Raw genomic sequence first — 25,644 nt, 5'->3', positions numbered from 1 at the left:
GCGGGCGGTCGCCGTGCCGTCGACCGTGGGCGGCGAGGCCGCAGGCGCCTCGAACAGGGCGGGGACAGCCGCGCTACGACAGCACCCGCGCCGCTCCCAGCAGCGCGTCCCAGTCGGAGAGCTTGACCACGCCCCGCCCCAGCCGCGCCCCGAGCTCGGTCTCCGCCCGCTCGATCGCCAGCCAGCCGTCCCAGGGCACGGGCTCGACGCCCGCCGCCCGCAGGGCCGCGACCGGTTCCTCCGGCAGGACCGCGCGGCCGAGCGCGGGAACGTCCGCGAGCAGCGAGGTCACCGTCTCCTTGGCGCAGGGCCGGTTGGTGCCGATGACCCCGGTCGGGCCGCGCTTGATCCAGCCGGCGACGTACTCGCCGGGGCAGGGGACGCCGTCGCGCAGCACCCGGCCCTCCTGGTGCGGGACGGTGCCGCTCGCCGGGTCGAACGGCAGGCCCTCCAGCGGCACTCCGCGGTAGCCCACCGAGCGCAGGACCAACTGGGCGGGCACGTCCTCGTACCGGCCCGTGCCGGTCATGCCGCCGGTGCCGTCCGGGGCCGTCCGCTCGAAGCGCACGGCACCCACCCGGCCGCCGTCGGCGAGCAGCTCCACCGGCCGCAGGAAGAAACGCAGCCGGATCCGCCGCGCGGCGGCCACCGCGGGAGGCCGTGCCGCCCAGTCGCGCAGCACCTCCACGTTGCGGCGCGGCCCCGTCGGCAGCGCGCCGGGATCGGCCGGATCGAGCGCCAGCTCGGCCTTGTCCACGATCACGTCGGTGTCCGGCAGCCCGCCCAGCTCACGCAGCTCCTTGGTGGTGAAACGGGCCTGTGCCGGGCCGCGCCGGCCCACCATCTGCACCTCGGTGAGCCCGCTCGCCGCCAGCGTGTCCAGCGCGGCCTGCGGGATGTCCGTCGGCCGCAGCTCCGCCGCACCCCGGACCAGCATCCGGGTGACGTCCACCGCGACGTTGCCCACCCCGATGACGACCGCCGTGCGCACTCCGCGCAGGAAGCCCGCGTCGGCCGCGTCCGGGTGCGCGCTGTACCAGGACACGAACTCGGTCGCCGACCAGCTGCCCGCCAGGTCCTCGCCGGGGATCCCCAGCCGGCGGTCGGTGGCCGCGCCCACGCAGTACACCACCGCGTGGTAGAGCTCCCTGAGCCGCCGTGCCGGCAGTCCGCCGGGGCCGCCCACCCGGACCCCGCCGAGGAACCGCACCCGCTCGTGCTCCAGCACCGTCCGCAGACTGCCCTGGAGCGACTTGATCTTCTCGTGGTCCGGGGCGACGCCGTAGCGGACCAGGCCGTACGGACACGGCAGCCGGTCCAGGACGTCCACCCGGACCTCCGGATCACGCTGAACGAGGCTCTGGGCGGTGTAACACCCACTCGGCCCGGAACCGACGACGGCGACACGCAGCACAGCGGTGCTCCTCGCCCGAAGGAGGATGTGCGGACGGCTCCAGCATGGCACCGTGCGGGCCCCGGGGGCAGGGGCCGGTGGGGTGACCCGGGTGCGTGTCCATGCGTACGGGTGTGGTCACGACGTTACGTTGCGTGGGTGCCAGAAGCATCCTTTCTTGATCTTTCTGATCGGCACGCGGAGGATGGCGCGGTCTCCGTGTGGCCCGCGTGGCAGGTGCGGGAGCACGACGGCGTCACGTCCTGGTTCCAGGTCCGGCTGGCCTTCTCCGACGGGGCCCGGGTCGACGCCCTTGCCGTGGTGAGCGCGGGGCGTGTCTCCATCGAGGACGTCCAGGCCGAGCCGGCCCTGTCCCTCGCCGACCTGACGGCGCTCGCCGACTGGATCGAGGGGCCGCTGTTCGCGGCGTGCGGCGTGGAGACCGGTGCGGGCAGGGCGCGTGACGTGGAGCGCGAAACTCGCGTGGCCTTCGGCGTGCTCGTTGACGCGGGCGTGGCACGCGAGGCGGACGCCGGTGACTACCCGGCGTCCGGTGCGCACGCCGGTGGTGGCTTGGCGTCCGGTGTGGACGCCGGCGCTCATGTTGCTTGCGATGTGCTCGCGGAAGCCGACGTGGCACGCGGTGTGGGCGCGGACGGGGGCGGAGCGGGTGACGGCGTGGACCCGAACGGCGGGCCCCCGGCGACCGGGGAACCCCGGCCCGACGCCGGCCCACCCGACGCCGGCCCACCCGTCACCGGGCCACCCGTCGCGGGCCGTGCCCGGCCGCCCTGGCCGCGGGGCACCGAGGGCCGCCGGCTCGTCGCGCGGGAGTACCGCGCGGCGCAGGACGCGGGCGCCGACCCGGTGCTCGCCGTGATGAACGCGACCGGACGCGGTCGCCGGCGCGCCCTGCGGCTGATCGCCCAGGCACGGGACGCGGGCCTCCTCGCACCCCGCCACGCCCGGCGCTGACCGAGCGGCCGGACCGCGTCAGGGAGTGCCGGGCCGCTCCTCCGTGGCGAAGAACCGGGACACGTCCCCCTGCTCCGCCCCGCGCTCCGCCTCGACCTCCGGGGGCACACCCATGTCCCACTCGAGCCCGTACCGCCGGAACAGCTCCGTCCGCAGCACCGGCACGGGCATGGGCACCCCCGGCACCAGCGCCGCGTACACCGCGCCCATCAGCAGGGCCCGCAGCATCGGGTAGTCGGCCGAGACGTTCTGCGCCCCGTACCGGGCGACGGTGTCGCCGAGCAGCTCCGCCAGCCGGCGCTGCTCCGGGCACTGCACGAAGCCCTCGGCCTGGAGCAGGCCCGCCATGTGCTGGCGCATCAGCACGGGCCGGTCCCGGGCGAGGCCCAGGATCGCGTCGATGGCCCGGGCCAGCCGCTCCCGGCCGTCCTGCGTGCGCGGCTCCCGCTCCAGCGCCTCCTCCAGCGTCCGGTGCATCAGCCGGTGCACGGCGGACTGCACCAACTGGCGCTTGCCGGGGAAGTAGTACGACACCAGACCGCGCGCCGAACCGGCCCGGTCCGCGATGTCGCCCAGCGTCGTGGCCTCGAACCCGTGCTCGCCGACCAGTTCCACGGCGGCCTGCAGCAGCCGCTCCCGGGAACGCCGCCGCAATTCTTCATTGACCGAGGCGCTGCGCGGGGACATCCTGTAACTCCTGCGTTGACTGGCTGCCAGCCAACTATACTCAACGCAGCGGGTGCCCCCATGCCTGGGGGCCGCCCGGAACAGCCGTCCGTCTGGGGCGACGCGGGGGATCGTCTCAGACGGGCGGTGCGGTGCACCCGCTCGTGGCCGGTGCTCAGCCCACGAGATCCAGTACCGGCAGCAGCGCGTCGGGGCGCTGGGGCGCCGGCAGGTGGTCCACGAAGTGCACCCGGCAGCCGAGCGCGGCGGCGCCGCCGTCCGCCACCCGGTTGTCGCCGACCATCAGCACCCGCCGCGGATCGGCGCCGAGCGCCTCGCAGGCGACCGCGAACAGCCGCGGATCCGGCTTCTGCACCCCGTGTTCGTACGACAGCACGTACGCGTCCACGTACGCGTCGAGCCCGTGCTCCCGGAAGACCGGGCGCGGGTCCCAGCCGATGTTGCTGACCACCCCGACGCCGGTCCCGCGCTCGCGCAGGGTGCGCAGCACCTCCTCGGCGTCGGGATAGGGGGTCCAGGCGGCGGGGGACATGTGCCGTTCGTACAGGGCGTCGTGCAGGCGTGGATCCGGCAGCGGCACCCGGCGGGACAGGCCCGTGTAGGCGGCCCGGTGCAGCTCCGCGCTCTCGTCCCGCACCGCCCAGAGCGCCGCGAGGTCCGCCGGCAGCTCCACCGGCTCCGCACCGCCCGGCTGTGCGCCGGCCGCCTCAAGGGCCCGCGCGGTGCGGGTCAGTTCGGATTCGGACAGCGGGTGACCGGTCTCGTCCAGCACCGCACGCAGCCATGACTCGGCGGACTCGGTGCGGAACAGGGTCCCGGAGAAGTCGAACAGCACGGCGGTCATGCGCCCGGACTCCGCCGGCCGTGCGACGGCCACACCCGGCCGTCGCGCGGCCACTCGTGGACGGTCACCGCCGCCGCGACCAGCGCCGCGCCGGCCAGCCACCCGCCCAGCACGTCCGAGGGCCAGTGGACGCCCAGCCACACCCGGGTGACACCCACGCCCAGCACCGAGACGAGTGCCGCCGTCACCGCGGTGCGCCACAGGGCGGGGCGTGGGCCGTGCCGGTGCAGCAGCCACAGCAGCAGGCCGCAGACGACGGTGGCGGTCATCGCGTGACCGGACGGGAAGGCCGCGTAGTGCGCGGAGTCGACCGGGTTCGGCCAGACCGGGCGGGGCCGGCCGACGGCGGACTTCACGGCCTGCTGCACGAGCGTGGCCGCCGCGCAGGTGATCGCCAGCCACAGCGCGGTCCACCAGGCCGCGCGCCGCCAGACCAGCCACACCGCCGCCGCCGCGCAGACCAGACGCATGGTGGTCGGGTCCCACACCCAGTCCGTCAGCACCCGGAAGACGGGCGTCACCTCGTGGTCGCCGACCGCCCAGCGGTGGGTGGTGCGGGAGATGTCGCCGTCCACGGTGATCAAGGGGTGCCAGCGCAGGGCGACGAGCACCAGCAGCACCAGGAAGCAGGCGCCGAGCGCGGCGGCCAGACGGGCGGCTCTGCGGAGCGTCGTCGGTGGCTCGGCGACGGGGGGCGACGGGGGAGCGGAGGGGCGATGGCGCATGCCGTGATCCTTGTGCAACCGAGGCGCCGTGGCCAAGTCCCCACTGGGCAGGGGGGCGCCGCCACCACGGTGCCGTCGGGTGGGGCCCGTAGGGCGGACGCATCGGTCCGGCGCCGGTGGCCCGTGCATCGGCGCCCTCGGCAACGGGGCTCCGGGCACCGGCGCGGGGCAGGGGTGTCGCGACCACGGTGCCGTCGGGTGGGCCCCGCAGGGTGGACGGCATCGGTCCGGCGCCGGCGGCCCGTGCAACGACGCCCTCGACGACGGGCCGAGGGCACCGGCGAGGGCCGCCGGTCAGCCCCGTCGGCGCAGGGCCGTCAGCCGCCGCACACGGGGCGGCACCGGAGCCTGTGGAACGGCATCGGGACGGTCGACGGCGACCGGTGGCGACCGTCCCGTGCGGCAGCCGGTCGTGTCGGGCCCGCGCCTGTCCTCTCGTTGCCGAGCAGCCGGGACGCCGGGCCGGGCGATCACCGGACATCGGGGCGGCCGCCGTCCGTCTCCCCGCCCGGCGGCAGCGGTGTGCCCACCTGTTGTTCGGCGTGACGTGCCCGTACGGCCTCCCCGGCGGCACGGCCGGGCCGCACAGGGCCGCGGGGGCCGTCCCTGGCCGGGTTTCCGGGTTCCGGGTTCCCGACGGTGCCGCGAGGGTGCGCGTTCCTGACGCTGACGCTGACGCGGGCGTGCGCCTCGCCGAGCCCGTCGTCACATCGTCAGCAGCATCGCCACCATGCCGATCCCCATCGACAGCCGGCAGGCCCGGGCCAGCTCGGGGCGGTCGCCCCAGTGTGCCGGGCCGCCCCCGCCCGTGGGGCCTGTTCCGCCGGCCGGGGCGGGGGCCGGCACCAGCCGGGCGCCGGAGAACAGCACGTACCCCGCGAAGTACAGCAGCAGGGCGCCGGTGAGCAGCGGCACGCCGGTGCCGCCGTGCCCGTGGTGGGCGGCGTGCGGGGACACGGCCATCGCCACCGCCATGTAGACCATCGCGGCGCTGCCCACCAGGTGGTGCAGATGGTGCGGGGCACCGCGCGCGGCCCACAGCGCGCGCAGGGCCGCCGCGCCGAACACCGCCGCGTACACCGGCCACGCCCATCCCGGCGGCGTGAACACCGCCGCCGGGACGGCCATCGCGGCCATGCCGAAGCCCATCAGCGCCTCGCCGCCCGCGGCCCGGCGCTGCTCCTCGACACCGCTGCGCATCCGCAGCAGGCAGTAGGCCCCGGTCAGCGCGCACAGCGCGACCAGCAGCCAGGCGATCGACACCGGTCCGTGCACGCGCACCTCCACGCTCGACGGTCGGTCGAGGGTGCGATGCCCACCGCCGGCGGAGCGCACGCGAGCGCAAGGAGGTACACGGGGAGCATGCGGGGGAGCACGGTAGGTGACCAGGCCCTCCCTGAACTATTTTACAGATAAAACACATGCTAAATTTATGGGTATGAGCAGTGCGACCCCCCACCGTCTTCCCCTCGCGACGACCCTCCGCCTCGGGCGCCCCTCCGACATCTGGTTCAAGCCCGCGCTGAGCGTGGTGGCCGCGGTCGCCCCGCCCAACCTCACCCTGCTCGCCCTCGGCCGCCTCGACCTCGCCATGTACACGATGGCCGGCTCCCTGTGCGCGCTCTACGGCCACAACCGGCCCTACGCCGCCCGGGCCCGCACGCTCCTCTGGGTCGTGCTCGGCATGGTCGGCGGTCTCGCCGTCTCCCTGCTCGCCGCCGCGCTCACCACGAACGCCGTCGTCCTCGTCACCGTCGGCGCCGTCCTCGCGGCGGCCCAGAAGACCGTGTGCGACGCCACCCGGATCGGACCGCCCGGCAACGTGGTCCTCACCTTCATCAGCTCCGCCTCGCTGTTCGCGCCGCAGACCCCCGGCCAGGTCCCCGGCCACCTCGGCCTCGCCCTGGCCGCCGGCGCCTGGGCCTGGCTGGTCGGCATGGCCCCCGGGCTGCTCCGCCCGCACGGCCCCGAGCGCCGCGCCACCGCCCAGGCCCTGAACGCCGCCGCCGCGTACGCCGAGACGCGCGGCACCGCCGACGGCCACGCCCGGGCCCGCGCCGCGACCGCCGCCGCGATCCACGCCGCCTGGCAGTCGCTGCTCGCCGCCGGCGCCCGCCCCGACCGCACCCGGCGCGCCCTCGAAGAGCTCGTCGTCCGCGCCGAGGTCGCCCTGGCCGCGCCCGCCGACACCGACCCCGTCCGGCTGCGCGCCTGGGCCCGCGACCTGCGCGGCACCGGCCGTGTCCCGCGCGTCGAGACGCCGCGCGAGTCCGCCGACGAACTCCTCGGTCTGGCCGCCGAACAGGCCCTGCCCGCCCGCTCGCCGTGGCACCGCCTGGCCCCCCTCGCCCCGCTCGCCGTGCGCACCGCGCTCGGCTGCGCCCTCGCCGGATACGCCGCCCTCGCGCTCGGCGTCGGCCGCCCCTACTGGGCGCTGGTCACCGCGGCCTCGCTCTACCAGGCCAACGTCACCCTCACCTGGAGCCGGGGCGTCCAGCGGGTCGTCGGTAACCTTCTCGGCGTCCTGCTCTTCGCCGCGCTCGCCCCGCTCGCCCACCTGCACCCCGCCGCCCTGGTGCTGTGCTGCATCGCCCTCAACTTCGGCGCCGAGGCGCTGATCGGCCGCAACTACTGGCTGGGCACCGTCTGCGTCACCCCGATGGCCCTGCTCATCACGGAGTTCGCCCGCACCCAGGACGCGACCGAGCTGATCACCGACCGGATCGTGGACACCCTCGTCGGCGCCCTGGTCGGCTTCGTCGCCGCCGTCGCCGTCACCAACCGCCGCGCGGGCGACCGCCTGGAGCACGCCCTGACCGCGGCGGAACGGGCCCGCGAGCACGCCGCCCGCCTGCTCGCCGAGCCGCAGGCCGAGCCCCGCGCGCTGGAGTCCGCCCGCCGTACGCTGGCCGCCGCCCTCGTCGATCTGCGCGCCACGGCCGACGCCGCGGCCGGCGAGTGGTGGCAGCGCGCCCTGCCCGAGGAACGGCTCGTGCTCACCGAGCAGGCCGGACACCGTACGCTCGCGGCGACGGTACGGCGGCAGGGCCTCGTGCCGCAGGACCCGGACAGCCACCAGGCCCCGGGCCGTGACCAGGACCGCGACCGGGTCCAGGGCCCGGGCAGGACGACGGAGGACATACGGCCATGACGGCGACGAACGGCGGACCGACGCCCGGAAGCGACGCGACCGGCACCCGCCCCCGGGCCGGCACCGACCCCGCGCGCGGCGACACCGTCTCCGCCGTCGTCAGCCAGTGGCGGGCCGTCCACCCCGAGCTGGACACCGGGCCGATGCAGGTCATCGGCCGAATCAACCGCTGCGCCGCCCTGCTCCAGCAGGCCGAGGACGCCCCGCTGCGCCGGGCCGGCCTGAGCCGCGCCGAGTTCGACCTGCTCGGCGCGCTCCGCCGCACCGGACACGAGCTGACCCCGGGCGAGCTGGCCCGGGAGACCTTCTCCTCCGGAGCCGCCGTCACCAAGCGGATCAAGCAGCTGACCGAGCGCGGCCTGGTCGAACGGCGCGGCGACACCCGCGACCGCCGCGTGGCCCACGTCCGCCTCACCGACACCGGCCGTGACCTGGTCGACGGCATCCTCCCCGAACAACTCGCCTACGAGACGGCCGTCCTGTCCGTCCTCGACCCGGCCGGACAGGGTGAACTCGCGGGCCTGCTCGCCGAGTTGCTCAGCCGCCTGGAGGGCCGGGCGAGCGGCCTGCGGGCGTAGCCGGGCCGGCCGCCGCGCTTCCGCCCCGGCGTGCCTCTCGGCCCCGGGCGTACCACGGCGTGTTCCAATCGGGCATGGCATCGTCCTGGAGCGGTGAACGGGTACGCCTGCGGGCCATCGAGCCCGGCGACTGGACGGCGTTCGCGCGCCTCGCCGACGACGGGCGGCGCGTAGGCCGGCTGGACCTGCCCCGGTCCGCCGAGAGCTACCGTGCGTGGGCGCAGGAGCAGGCCGTCGCCGGGTGCGACGGCGACCGCTTCCGGCTGGCGGTCGAGACGACGGCCGGGCAGGAGCTGGTCGGCACGGTCGCCTCGCACCGCACCGGCCGTCACTCGGGCTGGTTCGAGTTCGATGTCGCGATCGGCGCCGAGCACCGGCGCAGGGGCTACGCCGCGGAAGCCCTGGCGCTGCTGCTGCGCTTCATGTTCGAGGAACGGCGCTATCACAAGTGCATGGCGGTGATCCACGCCCGCAACGAGGCGTCGCTGGCACTCACCCGCCGGCTCGGCTTCACCGAGGAGGGGCGGTTGCGGGACCACGTCTTCTTCGCCGGCCGGTACCACGACCTCGTCGTGCTGGGCCTGCTCGCCGACGAGTTCGGCCGGCGGCGCACGACGAGCGGACCGTGACGAGCGGGCCGGTCACCCGGGGCGGGACCGCCCCGGGTCCCGAGGGGTGGCACGCAGGCGCAGGCCGGGGGTCGCCAGACCTTCGAACGTGGTGACGCGGAAACCGGGTTCCGGTCCGGACGGCTCGCTCAAGCGGTGGCAGCGGGCCGTGTGCGCGGTCAGGAGCGTCAGCATCGCCATGGCGAGTGCGGCTCCCTCGCAGCCGTGCGGCCCGGTGCCGAAGGAGAGGAAGGGCCCGGGGTCGGCCGGCGCGCCCGAACCGTCGAGCCAGCGCTCGGGCCGGAACCGGTCCGGCTCGGCGTGTTCCCGTGCGTCCCGGTGCGCGGTGTAGGGGCAGACCAGAACGGTGGACCCGGCGTCGAGGGCGTAGCCGGCGAGCTCGGTCCGCCGTGCGGTCCGCCGGGTCAGCAGCCAGCTCGGGGGGTAGAGCCGGAGCACCTCGCGTACCAGTGCCTGGGTGTACCGCAGGTCGTCCAGGTGGGCGCTGGTCGTCGCGGCGGGGTCGGCGGGCAGCGAGGCGGCTTCGGCCGCGACGCGGTCCGCCGCCCGCGGGTGCCGGGCCAGGTGGAGCAGGATCCACCCGGCCGCCCGGGTGGGCGCCTCGAAGGTGGCGACGGTGATTCCGGGAAGGGTGTCGAGGACGGCCTCCTCCGGCAGCGGGCCGTGGCGCGAGGAGGGCTGGAGCATCTGCCCGAGCACGTCGTCGCCGAGCCGGCCCGACGCGAGGCGCCGGCGGACGATGGGCCGCAAGGCGTCGGTGAAGGCGGCCTGTTGCCGTGTGCGGAACCGCCGTGCCGGTGTGGGAACCCACCGCGGCCACTCCCAGCGGGAGGGGCGTACGAGCACTTCCCGGGCCAGGAAGAGCCGTGCGGCGAACGGCAGCAGGGCCGGAGCGTCCTCGGAGAAGAGGTAGCGGACACCGATCTCCGCGAGGGCGTGCCGGGCCGCGGGCAGGACCTCCACGTCCTGGCCGGCCGGCCACTGGTCGGCGAAGAGCGCGGCTCCGGCCGCGATCTCGCCGACCCGGGCCGCGACCGCCTGCGCGCGCAGTCCGCGCATACGGGCGGCGTGGGCGTGCAGACGCTCCTGAGCCGTCGGCGCCCCGTTCGACCCCTTCAGCGGCGGGAAGAGCGGCGAGGGCGCCTTGGGGAAGTCCTCCGCGCGGCGCAGCACGGCCTCGCACGGTCCGGCCGTGGCGGCCACGTAGACACCCGGCTCCAGTTGCCAGACGTCTCCGCACTCGTCGAGGCCACGGCGTGCCTCCGCCAGCCGGTCGCGGCTCCAGGCGGCGAAGCCGCCTCCGGGCAGCCGCGGTGGCTCGATCATCCGGCCCATGAGATCGTCCCCGACCTTCGTACCTGTCCAGGCCGATGCCCTCGGCAGTACGGCTCACAGCCGACGGGCGCCCGGGGCGCCCGCCGGGATTGCCCTCAGACTCAGTCGCCGGCGTACGCGTCCCACTCGTGGGATCCGTACGCACCGTAGCGGCGGGTGAAGGACAGCTTGCCGAGCAGCTTGGCGATCATGATGTGCTCCTCTCGCCTGTCTGGGCCCGTCCAGCCGGGGAGTCCGATGAACCCACCAGCACCAGATGGCACAATCGCCATCTTTCCAGCACATGCCGCATATGTCATATCCGCAGGGCACGTGCACCGGCCCGGCCGGAGGCTAGATTCCCGGCCGGTGCCGCAGGGGGTGGTCCGGCGGGATCTCCACCAGGACGATCGGGGTGCCGTCCGGGTCGGCGATCCACATCTCGACCAGGCCCCACGGCTCCCGCACCGGGGGCCGGACGATCTCGACGCCGCGCGCCCGCAGCTCCTCGCCCGCGGCCTGCACGTCCTCGACCTGCAACCAGAGCCGCACCGCGGGCGCGGACGGGCCCTCGGACCGGCCGGACACCTCCAGGAAACCGCCGCCGAGGAAGTAGACCGTGCCGCGCTCGGGGCCGGTACCGAACTCGCGGTAGACGGACAGCCCCAGCCGCTCGCCGTAGAAGGCGCGGGAGCGCTCGGGGTCGGTGGGCCGGAGCAGGATCCGGCTGCTGAGTACATGCACCATGCGGGGGGAGCCTAGCGGCAGGGTTACCCTCGTCCCTGGCTCAGCCACGCCCGAGATCGGAGACCGCAGCCATGGACGCCACCGCCACCGGACTCACCTTCCGGGACGCCACCGACGCCGACGTCGACGCCCTCGTGGCACTGGTCGAGTCGGCGTACCGGGGGGACGCCAGCCGGTCGGGGTGGACCACCGAGGCGGACCTCCTGGAGGGTCAGCGGACCGACCCGCAGGGCGTGCTCGAGGTGATCAAGGCCCCCGGCAGCCGGCTGCTGACCGCCGAGCGGGACGGTCGTGTGGTCGCCTGCTGCCAGCTGGAACACCGGGGCGACCACGCCTACTTCGGCATGTTCGCGGTCAGCCCCACCCAGCAGGGCGCGGGCCTCGGCAAGGTCGTCATGGCGGAGGCGGAGCGCCTGGCCAGGCAGACCTGGGGGGTCACCGAGATGCAGATGACGGTGATCTCCCAGCGGGAGGACCTGATCGCCTGGTACGAGCGCCGCGGTTACCGCCGTACGGGCCGGACGCAGCCGTTCCCGTACGGCGACGAGCGCTTCGGCATCCCGCTCCGCTCGGACCTGCGGTTCGAGCTGCTGGTCAAGCCGCTGGTGTGAGGTCACGGCAGGCGTCCGGGCACGGGCCCGGACGCCCGGGTCAGGCGGTGAACCGGCCCGTGCGCTTGATCTCGGGGTAGTCGGTCGTCGCCCCGTCCAGCTCCAGGGCGCGGACCAGCCGCAGCTGGTCCTGCGTGTTGACCACCCAGCCGATGATCCGCAGCCCGGACGCGCGCGCGTGCTCGACGATCTCCAGGGTGAGCCGGCGGATGTCGAGGCACACCGTGGCGGCACCCACGGCCACGGCGCGGTCCACCACGTCGGTGCCGTACCGGCTCGCGACCAGCGCGGTGCGCACGCCCGGCACCAGCCGCGCGATCTCGGCGACCGCCTCGTCGTCGAACGACGACACCTCGACCCGCGCGGTCAGATCCCGCGCGCGCATCACCTCGGCCAGCGCCCGCGCCGCGGCCACGTCCTTGATTCCGGCCAGCAACGGGGTGCCGACCGCTTCCAGGACCTCCTCGAACACCGGCACCCGCTCCCCGCGGCCCGCGTCCAGGGCGCGCAGCTCCGCGAGCGTCTTCTCGGCGACCGGCCCCGAGCCGTCGGTCGTCCGGTCCACCTCCGCGTCGTGCATGACGACTAGGGCGCCGTCCTTGCTGAGATGCAGATCGAGTGCGATCAGGTCCAGGCCGGCCTGCTGCGCGGCGACGAAGGAACGGAGGGTGTTCTCGGGCTCGACGCCCATGACTCCGCGATGTCCGATGGTAAGGAAGTTCACGGTCAACTCGCTTCCGTCGACGGCGGCTCGGCGACGCGCGGACCGACGGCCCCCGTACCGGACGTCGTCGTCCACGCGGCAGGCTCGCAGCCTAGTGGCCGGGCCGCGCGTTGAACCCGTGGCTGCACCGGGGCTTCCGGCTCCCGGACGGCCGCCCGTCGGCCGGTACCTATCGGACCATGGCCGCCCCCGGCTCGCATGTTGTCGCGGAAGTGAGCGTCGTCACGGTTTGCCGCAGGAAAAATGTCGGTGACCAAGGGGATGGACAGAATAATTTCCCGAATCTGCTCTTGCTGAGAGAAACCGGGTATGCATACGGTGTCTGCACGCGAGGTTCTCCTGTGGAGGATGGGACATGACGGAAATTCTTGTGCAGTCGGGTGTGGAGGAGCAGGTTTCTCCGCTGACCAGGGTGGTGGAGCACCCGGCCTGGCCCGTGCTCAAGGATGCCGTGGAGCAGATCCGGCCATGGCAGTCGAAGGACGGATCGATCGACTTCGACGCCGAGGGCTCCCCGGAGCGGGCCGACGCCGCGGCGGCCGTCGAGCGTGTCGCCGACGCGGTCGAGCGGCTCTCCCCGCTCCTCCCGCACGACGCCGCCTACCACGAGGCGCTGGTGAGGGACCTGCGCCGCTGGGCCGAAGGCGGCTTCCAGGTCCCGGACTTCCTGGACTCCCTGCTGGCCTTCAACCCGGCCGCGAACCGCGCCGACGGCCTGCAGCACCTGGTCGTCTTCCCGATGTACACGCAGAACGGCAACCCGGACCGCAACCTGGAGGCGGTCGTGCTGCGCATGGTCTGGCCGGACTGGCTGGCCGAGCTGGAGCGCACCCGGTACGACAACCCGCTCTTCTGCGGCATCACCTTCGAGGACTTCACCTCGGGCTACGACACCAACTCCGCCGTGCTCTTCCCGGAGACGATCGCCGTGCGCGAGGCGCCGGAACGTTTCTCCTGGGGTGGCATCTTCTGTGACCGCGAGGCCGCCCGCTTCCGCCGCGTGACCGAGGCCGCCGTCGACCTCCTGGGCCTGGAGCTGCCCGAGGACATCGCCGCGATGGTCCACGACCAGAAGCGCTGCGAAGAGGCCTTCGTGCTCTGGGACATGGTCCACGACCGCACCCACAGCCACGGCGACCTGCCGTTCGACCCGTTCATGATCAAGCAGCGCCAGCCGTTCTGGATGTACGGCCTGGAGGAGCTGCGCTGTGACCTCACCGCCTTCAAGGAGGCCGTGAAGCTCCAGGCGGACGGCGTCCCGCAGGCCCGCGACGTGCAGTACGCGGTCCTCTTCGACCGGATGTTCCGCTTCCCGGTCACCGGCGACCGCAACCGCAACTACGACGGCCTCGGCGGCCAGCTGCTCTTCGCCTACCTGCACAAGCACGACGTCGTCCGCTGGACCGACAACAAGCTCTCCATCGACTGGGAGCGCGCCCCGCAGGTCACCAACCAGCTGTGCGCCGAGATAGAGAAGCTCTACCGGGACGGCATCGACCGCCCGAAGCTGGTGCACTGGTTCGCCGGCTACCAGCTGGTCTCCACCTACCTCGCCCCGCACCCCGGCTCCCGGTGGGCCAAGGGCCCGGACGCCCTGGACCTGACCCAGCCCCCGCGCAAGCTCGTGGACGACGTGCTTCCGGACGAGTTTCCGCTGAGCATGTTCTATGAGGCCCTGTCCAAGAAGCTGAAGAATGTGATCGCCTCCACCAAGGGCATCACGGCGGACACCGCCGAGCGGATCGCCGCGTGAGCGACCGCGTCGTCCGGAACACTGCTTCAGAGGGGAAGAACATGGGGAACGGGACGAACGGACCGCTCAGCGGCGCGGTGATCGCGGTGGCCGGTGCGGGCGGACCCGCCGGGCGCGCGGCGCTGCTGCGGCTCGCCGAGGCCGGGGCGACCGTCGTCGGGGCGGACAACGACCCGCAGCGGCTGTCCGAGGCCGTCGACGCGGCCCGGTACGCCTCCGGTGGCGCGACCGTCACCGGTGACACGGTGGACCTGCTCGACCTGCAGTCCACCCGGGAGTGGGCCGCGCACATCGAGAAGGACTTCGGCCGGGTCGACGGGCTCGTGCACCTGGTGGGCGGCTGGCGCGGCAGCGAGACGTTCACCAAGACCAGCCTGGACGACTGGGACTTCCTGGAGCTGCTGCTCGTCAAGACCGTGCAGCACACCTCCCTCGCCTTCCACGAGGCGCTGCAGCGCAGCGAGCGCGGCCGGTACGTGCTGATCAGCGCGGCCGGTGCGTCGAAGCCGACCGCCGGCAACGCCGCGTACTCCGCGGCCAAGGCCGCCGCCGAGGCGTGGACGCTGGCCCTGGCCGACTACTTCCGCAAGGCGGGCGGCGCCGAGGGGCCGACGTCCGCGGCTACCATCCTGGTGGTGAAGGCGCTGGTGCACGACGCGATGCGCGCCGAACGCCCCAACGCGAAGTTCGCGGGCTTCACGGACGTCAAGGACCTGGCCGAGGCCGTCGTGGACGTCTGGAGCAAGCCCGCCGCGGAAGTGAACGGAAACCGTCTGTGGCTGACCGAGAAGCCGTGAACCCTCCGAAGACCGACGCGCGTCGCCACCACGACCCGCAGGTCCGCGGTTTCGCCAGTGACAACTACGCCGGAGCGCACCCGGAGGTGCTGGCCGCCCTGGCCCTGGCGAACGGCGGCCACCAGGTGGCGTACGGCGAGGACGACTACACCGAGAACCTCCAGCGGATCATCCGGAGCCACTTCGGGGCCACCGCCGAGGCCTTCCCGGTCTTCAACGGCACCGGCGCGAACGTGGTCGCGCTCCAGGCGGTCACGGACCGCTGGGGCGCGGTGATCTGCGCCGAGAGCGCGCACATCAACGTGGACGAGGGCGGTGCGCCCGAGCGCATGGGCGGGCTCAAGCTGCTCACCGTGCCGACGCCGGACGGCAAGCTCACGCCCGAGCTGATCGACCGGCAGGCCTGGGGCTGGGAGGACGAGCACCGGGCGATGCCCCAGGTGGTGTCGATCACCCAGAGCACCGAGCTGGGCACCCTCTACACGCCCGAGGAGATCCGCGCGATCTGCGAGCACGCCCACGCCCACGGCATGAAGGTGCACCTGGACGGCTCCCGGATAGCCAACGCGGCCGCCTCCCTGGACGTGCCCATGCGGACGTTCACCAACGCGGTCGGCGTCGACATCCTCTCCCTCGGCGGCACGAAGAACGGCGCCGTGTTCGGCGAGGCGGTCGTCGTGCTCAACCCCGGCGCGGTGCGGCAGATGAAGCACCTGCGCAAGATGTCGATGCAACTGGCCTCCAAGATGCGTTTCGTCTCCGTGCAGTTGGAGGCGCTCCTCGCCAAGGACCTGTGGCTGCGCAACGCCCGGCACGCCAACGAGATGGCCCAGCGGCTCGCCGAGGGCGTCCGCGCGGTGCACGGCGTGGAGATCCTCCACCCGGTGCAGGCCAACGGTGTCTTCGCCAAGCTGCCGCACGACGTGAGTGAGCGGCTCCAGAAGCGGTTCCGTTTCTACTTCTGGGACGAGGGTGCCGGGGTGGTGCGCTGGATGTGCTCCTTCGACACCACGGAGGACGACGTCGACACCTTCGTGGCGGCGCTGAAGGAGGAGATGGCGCGCTAGCCGCCGGATCTCCCCCTCCCGTTCTGCATAAGTATGCGGTTGCCTGAAAAGTCATTGACTCTCGGGTGATCGCATTCCTATGCTCTGCGGGCATGGAGCTCATCCAGGACACCGCCGACCTGTCCGCCTACCTGGCCGCCGACGACGTCATCGACCACCATCATCCGGTCGTCCGGGCCACCGCCGCCCGCCTGGCGGCGGAGGTCTCCGATTCGTATGACTATGCGCGGGCCGCCTATGAGTTCGTCCGGGACGCCATCCCGCACTCCCAGGACTCGGGCGACCTCCGCGTCACCTGGCGCGCCTCCGACGTGCTGGCCCTCGGTACGGGCATCTGCTACGCCAAGTCCCATGCCCTGGCCGCCCTGTTGCGGGCCGAGGACATCCCGGCCGCCCTGTGCTACCAGCGGTTGGGGGACGGAGAGGGCGGGCACGCGGTCCACGGCCTGGTCGCCGTCCGCTTCCGCGGCGCCTGGCACCGGCAGGACCCTCGCGGGAACAAGCCGGGTGTCGACGCCCGGTTCTCGCTGGACGGCGAGCGACTGGCCTGGGTCCCGGACCCCTCGTCCCACGAGGTGGACTATCCGGTCCTGTACGCCGCACCGCACCCGGTCGTCCTCGCCGCCCTGCGGGCCGCACCGGACCGGCCGCACCTGTGGAGGACGCTCCCGGGCACACTCTGAAGGAAACGGCCGGACCCCGGGCCGGAGGGGCGCCGGAGCGGGTGGCCAGTGGTGTCGGGTGTGGCGTGGGCCGGCCACCGCCCGGGACCGCGTTTCCCGCTCCGTGCCGTGGGCCTCAGTGGGCGCCGGCCGTGCGCAGTTCCTCGGTCGTCGGTGCGGTGCCGCCCAGGTGGGAGGGGAGCCACCAGGTGTCCTCCGGGCCCTTGGGACGGCCCGGGTACGCGCGCTGAGCGGCGTCCAGGAGTTCCTGGACGCGTTCGCGCAGGCGGCGGGTGATCGCACCGGCGTACTGGTCGCGCGGTGCCTCCACCGGCTCGCCGACGCGGACGGTGACGGGCAGGTGGTCGCGCTTGAAGTTGCGGGGGTGCCCCTTCGTCCACAGCCGCTGCGTGCCCCACACCGCCATCGGGACCAGCGGCACGCCCGCCTCCTGGGCGAGCCGGGCCGCGCCCGACTTGAAGCTCTTCAGCGTGAACGACTCGGAGATCGTCGCCTCCGGGAACACCCCGATGACCTCGCCGGAGCGCAGCGAGTCCAGGGCGTGCGCGTACGCCGTTTCGCCCTGCGCGCGGTCCACCGGGATGTGCTTCATGCCCCGCATCAGCGGACCGGAGACCTTGTGCCGGAAGACCGACTCCTTGGCCATGAACCGCACCAGGCGCTTCTGCGGCAGCGCGGCCAGACCGTTGAAGATGAAGTCCAGGTAGCTGATGTGATTGCTCACCAGAACCGCGCCGCCCGCGCGCGGGATGTTCTCCGACCCCTTGCAGTCGATCTTCAGGTCCCAGACCTTGAACATCGTCTTGGCGAAACCGATGACGGGACGGTAGACCAGCTCTGCCATGGGCGGGGTGGACCCTTTCTGCTCTGCTCGGGAAAGGGGCTCCCGGCGGGAAAGTTACGCAGCCGTAGGTTTACGGCGTCTCGCAGATCGTGCCCGAAGAACGGACGGGGAGCCAGTCCTGGTGCCCCGCGGCGGCGAGATCCTCGTCACGTCGGCCTACATCCCACCGTGGATCCTCACGTTCCTTTACTCCACACGTGTCGTGGTTCCCCGTGAAGGGGGGAACATGCCGCGCCCTGACGGCTGTCGCCGCGTCGGGGCCCCCGGGGAATCATCGCGGGCGCGGGAACGCTTGTATGGAGTACGACCGGTGGTGTGCCGGGCGGTGCTCGCGGCGGCGGGCGCCCATGAAGAGCCGTACGGACGGCGGAAGGGGAGAACGCGGGTGCGCGGGCACGACGACGGAAGGCGGCTCGGTGCGGCCGAACTCGGCGGCGAACTGGGGGAGCGCGCCACGCTCGTACAGTTCTCCAGCGCCTTCTGCGCACCCTGCCGGGCCACCCGGCGCGTCCTCGCCGGGGTCGCCGGAATGGTCCCGGGCGTCACCCACGTCGAGGTCGACGCCGAGGCGCACCTGGACCTCGTGCGCGAACTGGAGATCCTCAAGACGCCCACCGTCCTCGTCCTCGACGCCGGCGGGCGGGTGGTGCGGCGCGCCACCGGGCAGCCACGCACGGCGGACGTCATCGCGGCGCTCGGGGAGGCGGTATGAGCGGGTGTCAGGGAACGGTGAGGCGTCTTCCGCATCCCGGAGCCGGCTTGACTGCACGCGCCATCCATCGTCAGCCTGACCGTATGCCGACCGAACTCCTTCTCCACGGTCGGGTCCACGTCGACCTGGCCCGCACCGCGAGCGCGCGCTGTCCGGGCCGTTGAGCTGCCACGGACCCACGCCCCGACTTCCGCAGAAGGACAGTTCCATGACGGCCACTCCCGACCTCGGCGCCGCTCGGCCCGCCTCCTCCGATCTGCTGCGCTCCACCTTCCGCCGGCACGCCGCCGGCGTGGCGGTGATCACCGCGCGCGGCGCCTCCGGGCCGGTCGGCTTCACCGCCACCTCCCTGACCTCCGTCTCCGCCGACCCGCCCCTGGTCTCCTTCGGCATCGGCACCGGCGCCTCCAGCTGGCCCGCGGTGGCCGAGGCCGACCACGTGGGCGTGCACATACTCGGCGAACACCAGAGCGAGCTGGCCGCCACCTTCGCCCGCAGCGGCGCCGACCGCTTCGGCGCGCCCACCGGCTGGCGGGAGGGCCCGGAAGGCGTCCCCGTGCTGGACGACGTGCTCGCCTGGCTGGTGTGCCGGATCGTCGGGCGGGTCCCGGCCGGTGATCACCGGATCGTGCTCGCCGAGGTGGTCCTCGGCGACCCCTCGGGCGCCGGCCGCCCGCTCCTCTACCACCAGGGCCGCTTCAACGGCCTGCGGGATTGATCACGTCCCGACCGCTCCGCCCCCTCCTGCGAGGCCGTCGGGCTCCGGTTACGCTGCGTTGCGAACGTCACAGTTCAAAGCGCTTGCTTAGCGGGCAGGCACTAGGTGTACTGGTGAGTAATATCTCGTTCGGAGCGCGCGGACGCCCCGACCGGGATCGGCCGCTTGAGGCGCCTATGCTGCCTGCAAGAGGCAGCCCGAAATGACGATGCAGTAGGAGAGCCGGCGTGAGCTTGAGGATCGTTGTCACTGTGAAGTACGTGCCCGACGCCACTGGCGACCGGCACTTCGCCGATGACCTGACCGTCGACCGCGACGACGTGGACGGTCTGCTCTCCGAGCTGGACGAGTACGCGGTCGAGCAGGCCCTCCAGATCGCGGAGAACGCGGACGACGCCGAGGTCACCGTCCTGACGATCGGCCCCGAGGACGCCAAGGACGCCCTCCGCAAGGCCCTCTCGATGGGTGCCGACAAGGCCATCCACGTCGAGGACGACGACCTGCACGGCACCGACGCCATCGGCACCTCCCTGGTCCTGGCCAAGGCCATCGAGAAGGCCGGCTACGACCTGGTCGTCTCCGGCATGGCCTCCACCGACGGCACCATGGGCGTCGTCCCGGCGCTGGTCGCCGAGCGCCTGGGGGTCCCGCAGGTCACGCTGCTGTCCGAGGTCTCCGTCGAGGACGGCACGGTCAAGGGCCGCCGCGACGGCGACGCCGCCTCGGAGCAGCTCGAGGCGCAGCTCCCGGCCGTCGTCTCCGTCACCGACCAGTCGGGCGAGGCCCGCTACCCGTCCTTCAAGGGCATCATGGCGGCCAAGAAGAAGCCGGTGGAGTCCTGGGACCTGTCCGACCTCGACATCGAGGCCGAGGAGGTCGGCCTGGACGGCGCGTTCACCAAGGTCGAGGCCGCGACCGAGCGTCCGGCCCGCACGGCCGGCACCATCGTCAAGGACGAGGGCGAGGGCGGCAAGCAGCTCGCTGAGTTCCTCGCGAGCCAGAAGTTCATCTGAGGCTCGCCCCCGCTGACCGCCCCTCAACTTCGTTTCGCAGGAGAGCAATCCCATGGCTGAAGTCCTCGTCTACGTCGACCACGTGGACGGTGCCGTCCGCAAGCCCACCCTGGAGCTGCTGACCCTGGCCCGCCGCCTCGGCGAGCCCGTCGCCGTCGCGCTGGGCAACGGCGCCGCCGACACCGCCGCCACGCTCGCCGAGCACGGCGCGGTGAAGGTCCTCACCCACGACGCGTCCGAGTACGCCGAGTACCTGGTCGTGCCGAAGGTGGACGCCCTCCAGGCCGCCTACGAGGCCGTCTCCCCGGCCGCCGTGCTGGTCCCGTCCTCCGCCGAGGGCAAGGAGATCGCCGCCCGCCTGGCGCTGCGCATCGGCTCCGGCATCATCACCGACGCCGTCGACCTGGAGTCCGGCGACGAGGGCCCGGTGGCCACCCAGTCGGTGTTCGCCGCGTCCTTCACCACCAAGTCGCGCGTCATCAAGGGCACCCCGGTCATCACGGTCAAGCCGAACTCGGCCGCCGTCGAGGCCGCCCCGGCCGCGGGCGCGGTCGAGGCCCTGTCCGTGACCTTCTCGGACAAGGCGACCGGCACGAAGATCACCGGCCGTACGCCGCGTGAGTCGACGGGCCGCCCGGAGCTGACCGAGGCCGCGATCGTGGTCTCCGGCGGCCGCGGTGTCAACGGCGCCGAGAACTTCTCGATCATCGAGGCCCTCGCCGACCAACTCGGCGCGGCCGTCGGCGCCTCGCGTGCCGCCGTGGACGCCGGCTGGTACCCGCACACCAACCAGGTCGGCCAGACCGGCAAGTCGGTCTCGCCGCAGCTCTACGTCGCCAACGGCATCTCCGGTGCGATCCAGCACCGCGCCGGCATGCAGACCTCGAAGACGATCGTGGCCGTCAACAAGGACGCCGAGGCGCCGATCTTCGAGCTGGTCGACTTCGGTGTGGTCGGCGACCTGTTCGACGTCGTCCCGCAGCTCACCGAGGAGATCAAGACCCGCAAGGGCTGAGTCTTCCCAGGGCACGCGCCGAGGCCCCGGTGACCGGATCGGTCACCGGGGCCTCGGCGCATCCTGGTGACAGGCGGGCGGAAGGGGCGGCCAGGGTCCGGACGGGGTGTTGACCAGTGAGAATCACCCAGATAACTTCATTCTACGGATTGTTGATTCCGTAGAGCGGAAAAACTGGAGGGTGTGGGATGGGTCAGCAGGAGAAGGTGGCGACGAGCCTCGCGGGTACCGTCAGCGAGGAGATCAGCGCCTCCCTCGCACCGGTCGACGCGGAGCTGGAACGCCGCTACCCCGGGGACCCCGGCACCCGGCAGCCCGTCCACACCGTGTACGTCCCCGGGGACGCCTTCACCGCGGACACGCTGCGCTCCTGGGGCGACCAGGCGCTCGCCCTGCTCGACGAACACGCCCCGGACGCCGCCTCCTTCGCGGCGGTCCTCGGCCTGCCCGGCGAACTGGCCGAGCCGGTCCACTCCCGCGTCCGCGCCAAGCTGGAGCGCGAGCCCGTCGAGGACCTGCGCGTCGACTTCGAGGACGGCTACGGTCCCCGGCCCGACGCCGAGGAGGACGAGGCGGCGGCCCGTGCAGCCCGTCTGATCGCCGAGGCGTACGCGAACGGCACGGCGGCGCCGTACATGGGCATCCGCGTGAAGTGCATGGAAGCCGCCGTACGCGACCGCGGCATCCGCACCCTCGACGTCTTCCTCACCGGCCTCATGGCGGCCGGGGGCCCGCCCGAGGGGCTGGTCCTCACCCTGCCCAAGGTCACCTACCCCGAGCAGGTCGGCGCCTTCGTCCGGCTCCTGGAGGCCTTCGAGAAGACGCACGGCCTGGACGCCGGCCGCCTGGGCTTCGAGATCCAGATCGAGACCAGCCAGGCCATCCTCGCCACCGACGGCACCGCCACCGTCGCCCGCATGATCCAGGCCGCCGAGGGCCGCGCCACCGGGCTGCACTACGGCACCTTCGACTACAGCGCCTGCCTCGGCGTCTCCGCCGCCTACCAGGCCAGCGACCACCCGGCCGCCGACCACGCCAAGGCGGTGATGCAGGTCGCGGCGGCCGGCACCGGCGTCCGCGTGTCCGACGGCTCCACCAACGTCCTCCCCGTCGGCCCGACGGCCAAGGTCCACGACGCCTGGCGCCTGCACTACGGCCTCACCCGCCGTGCCCTCGCCCGCGCCTACTACCAGGGCTGGGACATGCACCCCGGCCACCTCCCCACCCGCTACGCGGCCGTCTTCGCCTTCTACCGCGAGGGGTTCGAACAGGCGGCGGCCCGCCTCGCCCGGTACGCCAACCGGGCCGGCGGCGACGTCATGGACGAGCCCGCCACCGCCAAGGCCCTCAGCGGCTACCTGTTGCGCGGCCTCGACTGCGGCGCCCTCGACCTGCCCGAGGTCGCCCGCCTCACCGGCCTGACCCGCGCCGACCTGGAGAGCTTCGCGTCCCCCCGCCGCGGCGACCTGACGGCTTCGGGGCAGTAAGCAGTAAGGAGGACGCGGGCCGTTCGGCCGGGGGGGGGGAGCACGTCCGCCGGCCGGGCCCCTGCTCCCGGGCCACGACGAGGGCGACGGCACGTGACCGACGGCTCCGGGGCGGCAAGGACGCCCTCATCCGCGTCGCCGGCGTGCGGGGCCCGACCCCGGCCTGCGGCTGCGAGGCCCGCCGCCGCGGGCCCCTCACACCGCCGGGGGCAGTTCGCCCGAGCCGCGGGTGATCAGGCGGGTCGGCAGTTCGATGCGTTCGGGGGCGAGCAGGGTGCCCTCCAGCTGACGGAAGAGGCGTTCGGCGGCGGTGCGGCCGAGGGCAGCCGCGTCCTGGGCGACGACCGTGACGCCGGGCTGGAGCAGATCGGCCAGCTCGATGTCGTCGAAGCCGACGAGCGCCACCGGGCGGGAGTGCTCGGCGAGGACCCGGATCACGGTGACCGTCACCCGGTTGTTGCCGGCGAAGATCGCGGTGACCGGGTCGGCGCCGGACAGCATCTCCTCCGCCGCCCGGCGCACCCGCTCCGGATTCGTCGCGCCGAGGGACATCCAGCGCTCCTCGACGGCTATGCCCGCGTCCTCCATGGCCGCCCGGTAGCCGCGCAGCCGCTCCGCCGCGGTGTGGATGCGGGGCATGTCGCCGATGAACCCGATCCGGCGGTGTCCGTGCGCGAGGAGGTGCGCCACCCCGTCGCGGGAGCCGCCGTAGTTGTCGGACAGCACGACGTCCGCGTCGATCCGTCCGGCCGGGCGGTCCACGAACACGGTCGCCACACCCGCCCTGATCTCCGGCTCCAGATAGCGGTGGTCGTCCCCGGCCGGGATCACCACCAGACCGTCCACCCGGCGCGCGCACAGCGCCAGCGCCAGCTCCTGCTCGCGCTCGGGGTCCTCGGCGCTGGAACCGTTGATCAGCAGCGCCCCGTGCGCGCGGGCCACCTCCTCGACGGCGCGGCTGAGCGGGCCGTAGAACGGGTCCGCGAGGTCCTCCAGCACCAGCCCGATGCTCGCCGTCCGGCCCTTGCGCAGCACGCGGGCACTGTCGTTGCGGCGGAAGCCGAGCGCCTCGATCGCCTCCTGCACCCGGCGCTCGGTGTCCGGGGTGACCCCGGGCTCGCCGTTGACCACCCGGGAGACCGTCTTCAGTCCGACCCCGGCGCGCGCCGCCACGTCCTTCATCGTCGGACGGTTGCCGTACCGGTTACCGGGACGGCGGTCTGCTCGGCGGGTGGTCTCGGGCACGATGCGTCTGTCCTGTCTCTCGTCCGACTCGTCCACGGGGGGTCGCGGGGGGTGGTGCGCGATCCGTGGGCTTGTATGAGGATGTGGCGTCGAGCATAGAGCCTGGACAACGTTGTCAGATGCGCGAGAGACTGTCCATCGCTGTCCCCGGCCTGCGCCCCCACCGCTCGACCGGCCTGCCTCTCTTTGATTTTCAAGCTTGAACGGGGAGATCTGACTCTGATGCACACCGACCTCGTGGCGGCCCTGGACATCGGCGGCACCAAGATCGCCGGCGCGCTGGTGGACGGCGGCGGCCGGATCCTGGCCAGGACCCAGCGCGCCACGCCCGCCCAGCAGGACGGCGAAACGGTCATGCGGGCCGTGACGGAGGTGCTCGGCGACCTCGCCGGGTCGCCCCTGTGGGAACGCGCGGGCTCGGTCGGCATCGGCAGCGCCGGTCCGGTCGACGCCTCCGCGGGCACCGTCAGCCCGGTGAACGTGCCGGGCTGGCGCGACTTCCCGCTGGTGGACCGGGTGCGTGCGGTCACCGGGGGCCTGCCGGTGGAGCTGATCGGCGACGGTGTCGCGATCACCGCGGCCGAGCACTGGCAGGGCGCGGCGCGCGGCCACGACAACGCGCTGTGCATGGTGGTCTCGACGGGTGTCGGCGGTGGCCTGGTGCTGGGCGGACGCCTGCATCCCGGTCCGACCGGCAACGCCGGGCACATCGGCCACATCAGCGTGGACCTCGACGGCGATCTCTGCCCGTGCGGCTCGCGTGGCTGCGTGGAGCGGATCGCCAGCGGCCCGAACATCGCCCGCCGGGCCCTGGAGCACGGCTGGCGTCCGGGGCCGGACGGTGACACCTCGGCCGCCGCGGTGGCCGCGGCGGCCCGGGCGGGCGACCCGGTGGCCGTGGCCTCCTTCGAGCGGGCGGCGCAGGCGCTCGCCGCCGGCATCGCGGCCACCGCGACCCTGGTCGAGATCGACATCGCGGTGATCGGCGGGGGCGTCGGCAAGGCGGGCGACGTCCTGTTCACACCCCTGTGCAAGGCCCTCACCGACTACGCGACCCTGTCCTTCGTGCGGCACCTGACCGTCGTCCCCGCGCAGATGGGCACCGACGCGGGCCTGGTCGGCGCGGCAGCGGCGGCCCTGACCCGCACCCCGGACCCGGCGACGGCAAGCCGGTAGGCTCCGCCGGTTGACGGAGCCGGTAGGCTCCGCCGGTTGACGGCAGCGAGGCGCCCCGGGTGCCGGGCGGGGCGTGAGGCTTCCAGGCGGAGCCGGGTCGGGTGGCGAGCCGTCTGACGTTGCTGGGCCGGAGTCGCCGGGAGCTGCTGGAGCGGGCGGCGAGCCGTCAGGGGTTCGCCGGTTCCGGCAGCGAGGCGGAGCCGGGACTTCGCCGGGCCCAATCAGGCAGCGACCTGGCGAGGCACCGGGTTCAGCTTACGGCGGCGGCCGGACACAGCTCTCGGTGAGCCCCGGGGCCGACACCGGGCGGGGCTTCGTCGGGGACGCCTTGTGAGTCGGCGGAGCCCCGGGCCCGGTTCCGGCGGAGCCCGTGGCCGGCGCCGGGCAGGGGCTCGGCGGTCCCGGTCTCCGGAGGACTCCCGGGTTCAGCTCTCGGTGGAGCTCCTGGATGCGGCTCTGGGTGGGGGATTGGCGGGGTTGACTGGTGAGTTGCCGGAGTGCTGGGCCCGGTTGCGGACCGAGCCTAGGGCTGGCGCCGGGCGGGGGCTCGGCGGTGCCGGTTTCCGGAGGGCTCCCGGGTTCAGCTCTCGGTGGAGCTCCTGGATGCGGCTCTGGGCGGGGGATTGGCGGGGTTGAGTGGTGAGTTGCCGGAGTGCTGGGTCCGGTTGCGGACCGAGCCTAGGGCTGGCGCCGGGCGGGGGCTCGGCGGTGCCGGTTTCCGGAGGGCTCCCGGGTTCAGCTCTCGGTGGAGCTCCT

Annotated in this window: 25 protein-coding genes; 15 read left to right on the top strand and 10 right to left on the bottom strand. The window is 73.5% G+C overall.

Going from position 1 to position 25,644, the window contains the following annotated elements; all coding sequences use genetic code 11:
* Positions 1 to 73: 73 nt before the first annotated feature.
* Positions 74 to 1,414, bottom strand: coding sequence for an FAD-dependent oxidoreductase (locus AB0947_RS19595; protein ID WP_366751586.1), 1,341 nt, complete (start codon positions 1,412 to 1,414; stop codon positions 74 to 76).
* Between the two features lie 27 nt (positions 1,415 to 1,441).
* Here AB0947_RS19595 and AB0947_RS19590 point away from each other — a divergent pair, with 27 nt between their 5' ends.
* The gene (locus AB0947_RS19590; RefSeq protein ID WP_366751585.1) at positions 1,442 to 2,368 is read left to right on the top strand and encodes a DUF6214 family protein; all 927 of its coding nucleotides are present in this window, start codon (positions 1,442 to 1,444) and stop codon (positions 2,366 to 2,368) included.
* 18 nt (positions 2,369 to 2,386) lie between these two features.
* Here AB0947_RS19590 and AB0947_RS19585 read toward each other — a convergent pair whose 3' ends face one another.
* The 4 genes from AB0947_RS19585 to AB0947_RS19570 all read right to left on the bottom strand — a co-directional run bounded on the left by AB0947_RS19585 (position 2,387) and on the right by AB0947_RS19570 (position 5,899).
* The gene (locus AB0947_RS19585; protein ID WP_366751584.1) at positions 2,387 to 3,055 is read right to left on the bottom strand and encodes a helix-turn-helix domain-containing protein; all 669 of its coding nucleotides are present in this window, start codon (positions 3,053 to 3,055) and stop codon (positions 2,387 to 2,389) included.
* A 154-nt stretch (positions 3,056 to 3,209) separates the two neighbouring features.
* Positions 3,210 to 3,899 (bottom strand): HAD-IA family hydrolase, encoded by a 690-nt coding sequence (locus AB0947_RS19580; protein ID WP_366751583.1) that lies wholly within the window; start codon positions 3,897 to 3,899, stop codon positions 3,210 to 3,212.
* Positions 3,896 to 4,624 carry a phosphatase PAP2 family protein gene (locus AB0947_RS19575; protein WP_366751582.1) on the bottom strand — a complete coding sequence of 243 codons (729 nt, stop codon included), beginning with the start codon at positions 4,622 to 4,624 and terminating at the stop codon, positions 3,896 to 3,898. Before AB0947_RS19575 ends, AB0947_RS19580 begins: the two co-directional genes overlap by 4 nt.
* Before the next feature lie 705 nt (positions 4,625 to 5,329).
* Entirely contained in the window at positions 5,330 to 5,899 is a 570-nt protein-coding gene (locus AB0947_RS19570) for a DUF5134 domain-containing protein (RefSeq protein ID WP_366751581.1), read from the bottom strand.
* Between the two features lie 163 nt (positions 5,900 to 6,062).
* Between AB0947_RS19570 and AB0947_RS19565 the strand changes: the two genes are divergently transcribed.
* The 3 genes from AB0947_RS19565 to AB0947_RS19555 all read left to right on the top strand — a co-directional run bounded on the left by AB0947_RS19565 (position 6,063) and on the right by AB0947_RS19555 (position 8,982).
* Positions 6,063 to 7,775 (top strand): FUSC family protein, encoded by a 1,713-nt coding sequence (locus tag AB0947_RS19565; RefSeq protein ID WP_366751580.1) that lies wholly within the window; start codon positions 6,063 to 6,065, stop codon positions 7,773 to 7,775.
* A complete protein-coding gene (locus tag AB0947_RS19560) occupies positions 7,772 to 8,353 on the top strand; it encodes a MarR family transcriptional regulator (protein ID WP_366751579.1) in 582 nt (193 codons plus the stop codon). Before AB0947_RS19565 ends, AB0947_RS19560 begins: the two co-directional genes overlap by 4 nt.
* 74 nt (positions 8,354 to 8,427) lie before the next feature.
* Positions 8,428 to 8,982: a GNAT family protein gene (locus tag AB0947_RS19555; protein WP_366751578.1), complete on the top strand. Its 555-nt coding sequence runs from the start codon at positions 8,428 to 8,430 to the stop codon at positions 8,980 to 8,982.
* Positions 8,983 to 8,994: 12 nt separating this feature from the next.
* Here AB0947_RS19555 and AB0947_RS19550 read toward each other — a convergent pair whose 3' ends face one another.
* Together AB0947_RS19550 and AB0947_RS19545 are read right to left on the bottom strand one after the other, a co-directional pair.
* Positions 8,995 to 10,308: a cytochrome P450 gene (locus tag AB0947_RS19550; RefSeq protein WP_366751577.1), complete on the bottom strand. Its 1,314-nt coding sequence runs from the start codon at positions 10,306 to 10,308 to the stop codon at positions 8,995 to 8,997.
* 342 nt (positions 10,309 to 10,650) lie between these two features.
* Positions 10,651 to 11,043: a VOC family protein gene (locus tag AB0947_RS19545; RefSeq protein WP_366751576.1), complete on the bottom strand. Its 393-nt coding sequence runs from the start codon at positions 11,041 to 11,043 to the stop codon at positions 10,651 to 10,653.
* Positions 11,044 to 11,114: 71 nt separating this feature from the next.
* On the opposite strand from AB0947_RS19545, the gene AB0947_RS19540 reads away from it, so the two are divergent.
* Entirely contained in the window at positions 11,115 to 11,654 is a 540-nt protein-coding gene (locus AB0947_RS19540; protein ID WP_366751575.1) for a GNAT family N-acetyltransferase, read from the top strand.
* A gap of 40 nt (positions 11,655 to 11,694) precedes the next feature.
* Here the strand turns inward: AB0947_RS19540 and AB0947_RS19535 are convergent, their stop codons facing one another.
* Positions 11,695 to 12,378 carry a glycerophosphodiester phosphodiesterase family protein gene (locus tag AB0947_RS19535; RefSeq protein WP_366751574.1) on the bottom strand — a complete coding sequence of 228 codons (684 nt, stop codon included), beginning with the start codon at positions 12,376 to 12,378 and terminating at the stop codon, positions 11,695 to 11,697.
* A 355-nt stretch (positions 12,379 to 12,733) separates the two neighbouring features.
* On the opposite strand from AB0947_RS19535, the gene AB0947_RS19530 reads away from it, so the two are divergent.
* The 4 genes from AB0947_RS19530 to AB0947_RS19515 all read left to right on the top strand — a co-directional run bounded on the left by AB0947_RS19530 (position 12,734) and on the right by AB0947_RS19515 (position 16,678).
* Positions 12,734 to 14,131: a DUF6421 family protein gene (locus AB0947_RS19530; RefSeq protein ID WP_366751573.1), complete on the top strand. Its 1,398-nt coding sequence runs from the start codon at positions 12,734 to 12,736 to the stop codon at positions 14,129 to 14,131.
* Between the two features lie 41 nt (positions 14,132 to 14,172).
* On the top strand, positions 14,173 to 14,928 hold the full coding sequence (locus AB0947_RS19525) for an SDR family oxidoreductase (protein WP_366751572.1): 756 nt from the start codon (positions 14,173 to 14,175) through the stop codon (positions 14,926 to 14,928).
* A complete protein-coding gene (locus tag AB0947_RS19520) occupies positions 14,925 to 15,995 on the top strand; it encodes a low specificity L-threonine aldolase (RefSeq protein ID WP_366751571.1) in 1,071 nt (356 codons plus the stop codon). The genes AB0947_RS19525 and AB0947_RS19520 overlap by 4 nt, the downstream gene beginning before the upstream one ends.
* Before the next feature lie 92 nt (positions 15,996 to 16,087).
* A complete protein-coding gene (locus AB0947_RS19515) occupies positions 16,088 to 16,678 on the top strand; it encodes a transglutaminase family protein (protein WP_366751570.1) in 591 nt (196 codons plus the stop codon).
* 115 nt (positions 16,679 to 16,793) lie between these two features.
* On the opposite strand, the gene AB0947_RS19510 is transcribed toward AB0947_RS19515, so the two are convergent.
* Positions 16,794 to 17,522 carry a lysophospholipid acyltransferase family protein gene (locus AB0947_RS19510; RefSeq protein WP_366751569.1) on the bottom strand — a complete coding sequence of 243 codons (729 nt, stop codon included), beginning with the start codon at positions 17,520 to 17,522 and terminating at the stop codon, positions 16,794 to 16,796.
* 292 nt (positions 17,523 to 17,814) lie between these two features.
* Here AB0947_RS19510 and AB0947_RS19505 point away from each other — a divergent pair, with 292 nt between their 5' ends.
* From AB0947_RS19505 to AB0947_RS19485, 5 genes are all read left to right on the top strand, one after another.
* Complete coding sequence (locus tag AB0947_RS19505; protein WP_366751568.1) at positions 17,815 to 18,234, top strand: thioredoxin family protein; 420 nt, start codon at positions 17,815 to 17,817, stop codon at positions 18,232 to 18,234.
* A 208-nt stretch (positions 18,235 to 18,442) separates the two neighbouring features.
* Entirely contained in the window at positions 18,443 to 18,952 is a 510-nt protein-coding gene (locus AB0947_RS19500; protein ID WP_366751567.1) for a flavin reductase family protein, read from the top strand.
* Positions 18,953 to 19,179: 227 nt separating this feature from the next.
* Complete coding sequence (locus AB0947_RS19495) at positions 19,180 to 19,965, top strand: electron transfer flavoprotein subunit beta/FixA family protein (RefSeq protein WP_366751566.1); 786 nt, start codon at positions 19,180 to 19,182, stop codon at positions 19,963 to 19,965.
* A 52-nt stretch (positions 19,966 to 20,017) separates the two neighbouring features.
* On the top strand, positions 20,018 to 20,980 hold the full coding sequence (locus tag AB0947_RS19490; protein ID WP_366751565.1) for an electron transfer flavoprotein subunit alpha/FixB family protein: 963 nt from the start codon (positions 20,018 to 20,020) through the stop codon (positions 20,978 to 20,980).
* Between the two features lie 188 nt (positions 20,981 to 21,168).
* Positions 21,169 to 22,467: an aldolase gene (locus AB0947_RS19485; RefSeq protein WP_366751564.1), complete on the top strand. Its 1,299-nt coding sequence runs from the start codon at positions 21,169 to 21,171 to the stop codon at positions 22,465 to 22,467.
* Positions 22,468 to 22,662: 195 nt separating this feature from the next.
* Here AB0947_RS19485 and AB0947_RS19480 read toward each other — a convergent pair whose 3' ends face one another.
* Entirely contained in the window at positions 22,663 to 23,712 is a 1,050-nt protein-coding gene (locus AB0947_RS19480; RefSeq protein WP_366751563.1) for a LacI family DNA-binding transcriptional regulator, read from the bottom strand.
* A 222-nt stretch (positions 23,713 to 23,934) separates the two neighbouring features.
* On the opposite strand from AB0947_RS19480, the gene AB0947_RS19475 reads away from it, so the two are divergent.
* Complete coding sequence (locus tag AB0947_RS19475; protein WP_366751562.1) at positions 23,935 to 24,888, top strand: ROK family protein; 954 nt, start codon at positions 23,935 to 23,937, stop codon at positions 24,886 to 24,888.
* The last annotated feature ends 756 nt before the right edge of the window (positions 24,889 to 25,644 follow it).

Origin of the sequence: Streptomyces sp. NPDC047841 (genome assembly GCF_040704085.1) — a bacterium.
Classification (GTDB): domain Bacteria; phylum Actinomycetota; class Actinomycetes; order Streptomycetales; family Streptomycetaceae; genus Streptomyces; species Streptomyces argyrophylli.
This window is presented reverse-complemented; position numbering and strand designations above follow the sequence as displayed.

Excerpts from the sequence above, each read along its gene's own strand:
- AB0947_RS19585 (WP_366751584.1), bottom strand. The coding sequence starts at position 3,055 with ATGTCCCCGCGCAGCGCCTCGGTCAATGAAGAATTGCGGCGGCGTTCC.
- AB0947_RS19580 (WP_366751583.1), bottom strand. The coding sequence starts at position 3,899 with ATGACCGCCGTGCTGTTCGACTTCTCCGGGACCCTGTTCCGCACCGAG.
- AB0947_RS19575 (WP_366751582.1), bottom strand. The coding sequence starts at position 4,624 with ATGCGCCATCGCCCCTCCGCTCCCCCGTCGCCCCCCGTCGCCGAGCCA.
- AB0947_RS19565 (WP_366751580.1), top strand. The coding sequence starts at position 6,063 with ATGAGCAGTGCGACCCCCCACCGTCTTCCCCTCGCGACGACCCTCCGC.
- AB0947_RS19560 (WP_366751579.1), top strand. The coding sequence starts at position 7,772 with ATGACGGCGACGAACGGCGGACCGACGCCCGGAAGCGACGCGACCGGC.
- AB0947_RS19555 (WP_366751578.1), top strand. The coding sequence starts at position 8,428 with ATGGCATCGTCCTGGAGCGGTGAACGGGTACGCCTGCGGGCCATCGAG.
- AB0947_RS19550 (WP_366751577.1), bottom strand. The coding sequence starts at position 10,308 with ATGATCGAGCCACCGCGGCTGCCCGGAGGCGGCTTCGCCGCCTGGAGC.
- AB0947_RS19545 (WP_366751576.1), bottom strand. The coding sequence starts at position 11,043 with ATGGTGCATGTACTCAGCAGCCGGATCCTGCTCCGGCCCACCGACCCC.
- AB0947_RS19540 (WP_366751575.1), top strand. The coding sequence starts at position 11,115 with ATGGACGCCACCGCCACCGGACTCACCTTCCGGGACGCCACCGACGCC.
- AB0947_RS19530 (WP_366751573.1), top strand. The coding sequence starts at position 12,734 with ATGACGGAAATTCTTGTGCAGTCGGGTGTGGAGGAGCAGGTTTCTCCG.
- AB0947_RS19525 (WP_366751572.1), top strand. The coding sequence starts at position 14,173 with ATGGGGAACGGGACGAACGGACCGCTCAGCGGCGCGGTGATCGCGGTG.
- AB0947_RS19515 (WP_366751570.1), top strand. The coding sequence starts at position 16,088 with ATGGAGCTCATCCAGGACACCGCCGACCTGTCCGCCTACCTGGCCGCC.
- AB0947_RS19510 (WP_366751569.1), bottom strand. The coding sequence starts at position 17,522 with ATGGCAGAGCTGGTCTACCGTCCCGTCATCGGTTTCGCCAAGACGATG.
- AB0947_RS19500 (WP_366751567.1), top strand. The coding sequence starts at position 18,443 with ATGACGGCCACTCCCGACCTCGGCGCCGCTCGGCCCGCCTCCTCCGAT.
- AB0947_RS19490 (WP_366751565.1), top strand. The coding sequence starts at position 20,018 with ATGGCTGAAGTCCTCGTCTACGTCGACCACGTGGACGGTGCCGTCCGC.
- AB0947_RS19485 (WP_366751564.1), top strand. The coding sequence starts at position 21,169 with ATGGGTCAGCAGGAGAAGGTGGCGACGAGCCTCGCGGGTACCGTCAGC.
- AB0947_RS19475 (WP_366751562.1), top strand. The coding sequence starts at position 23,935 with ATGCACACCGACCTCGTGGCGGCCCTGGACATCGGCGGCACCAAGATC.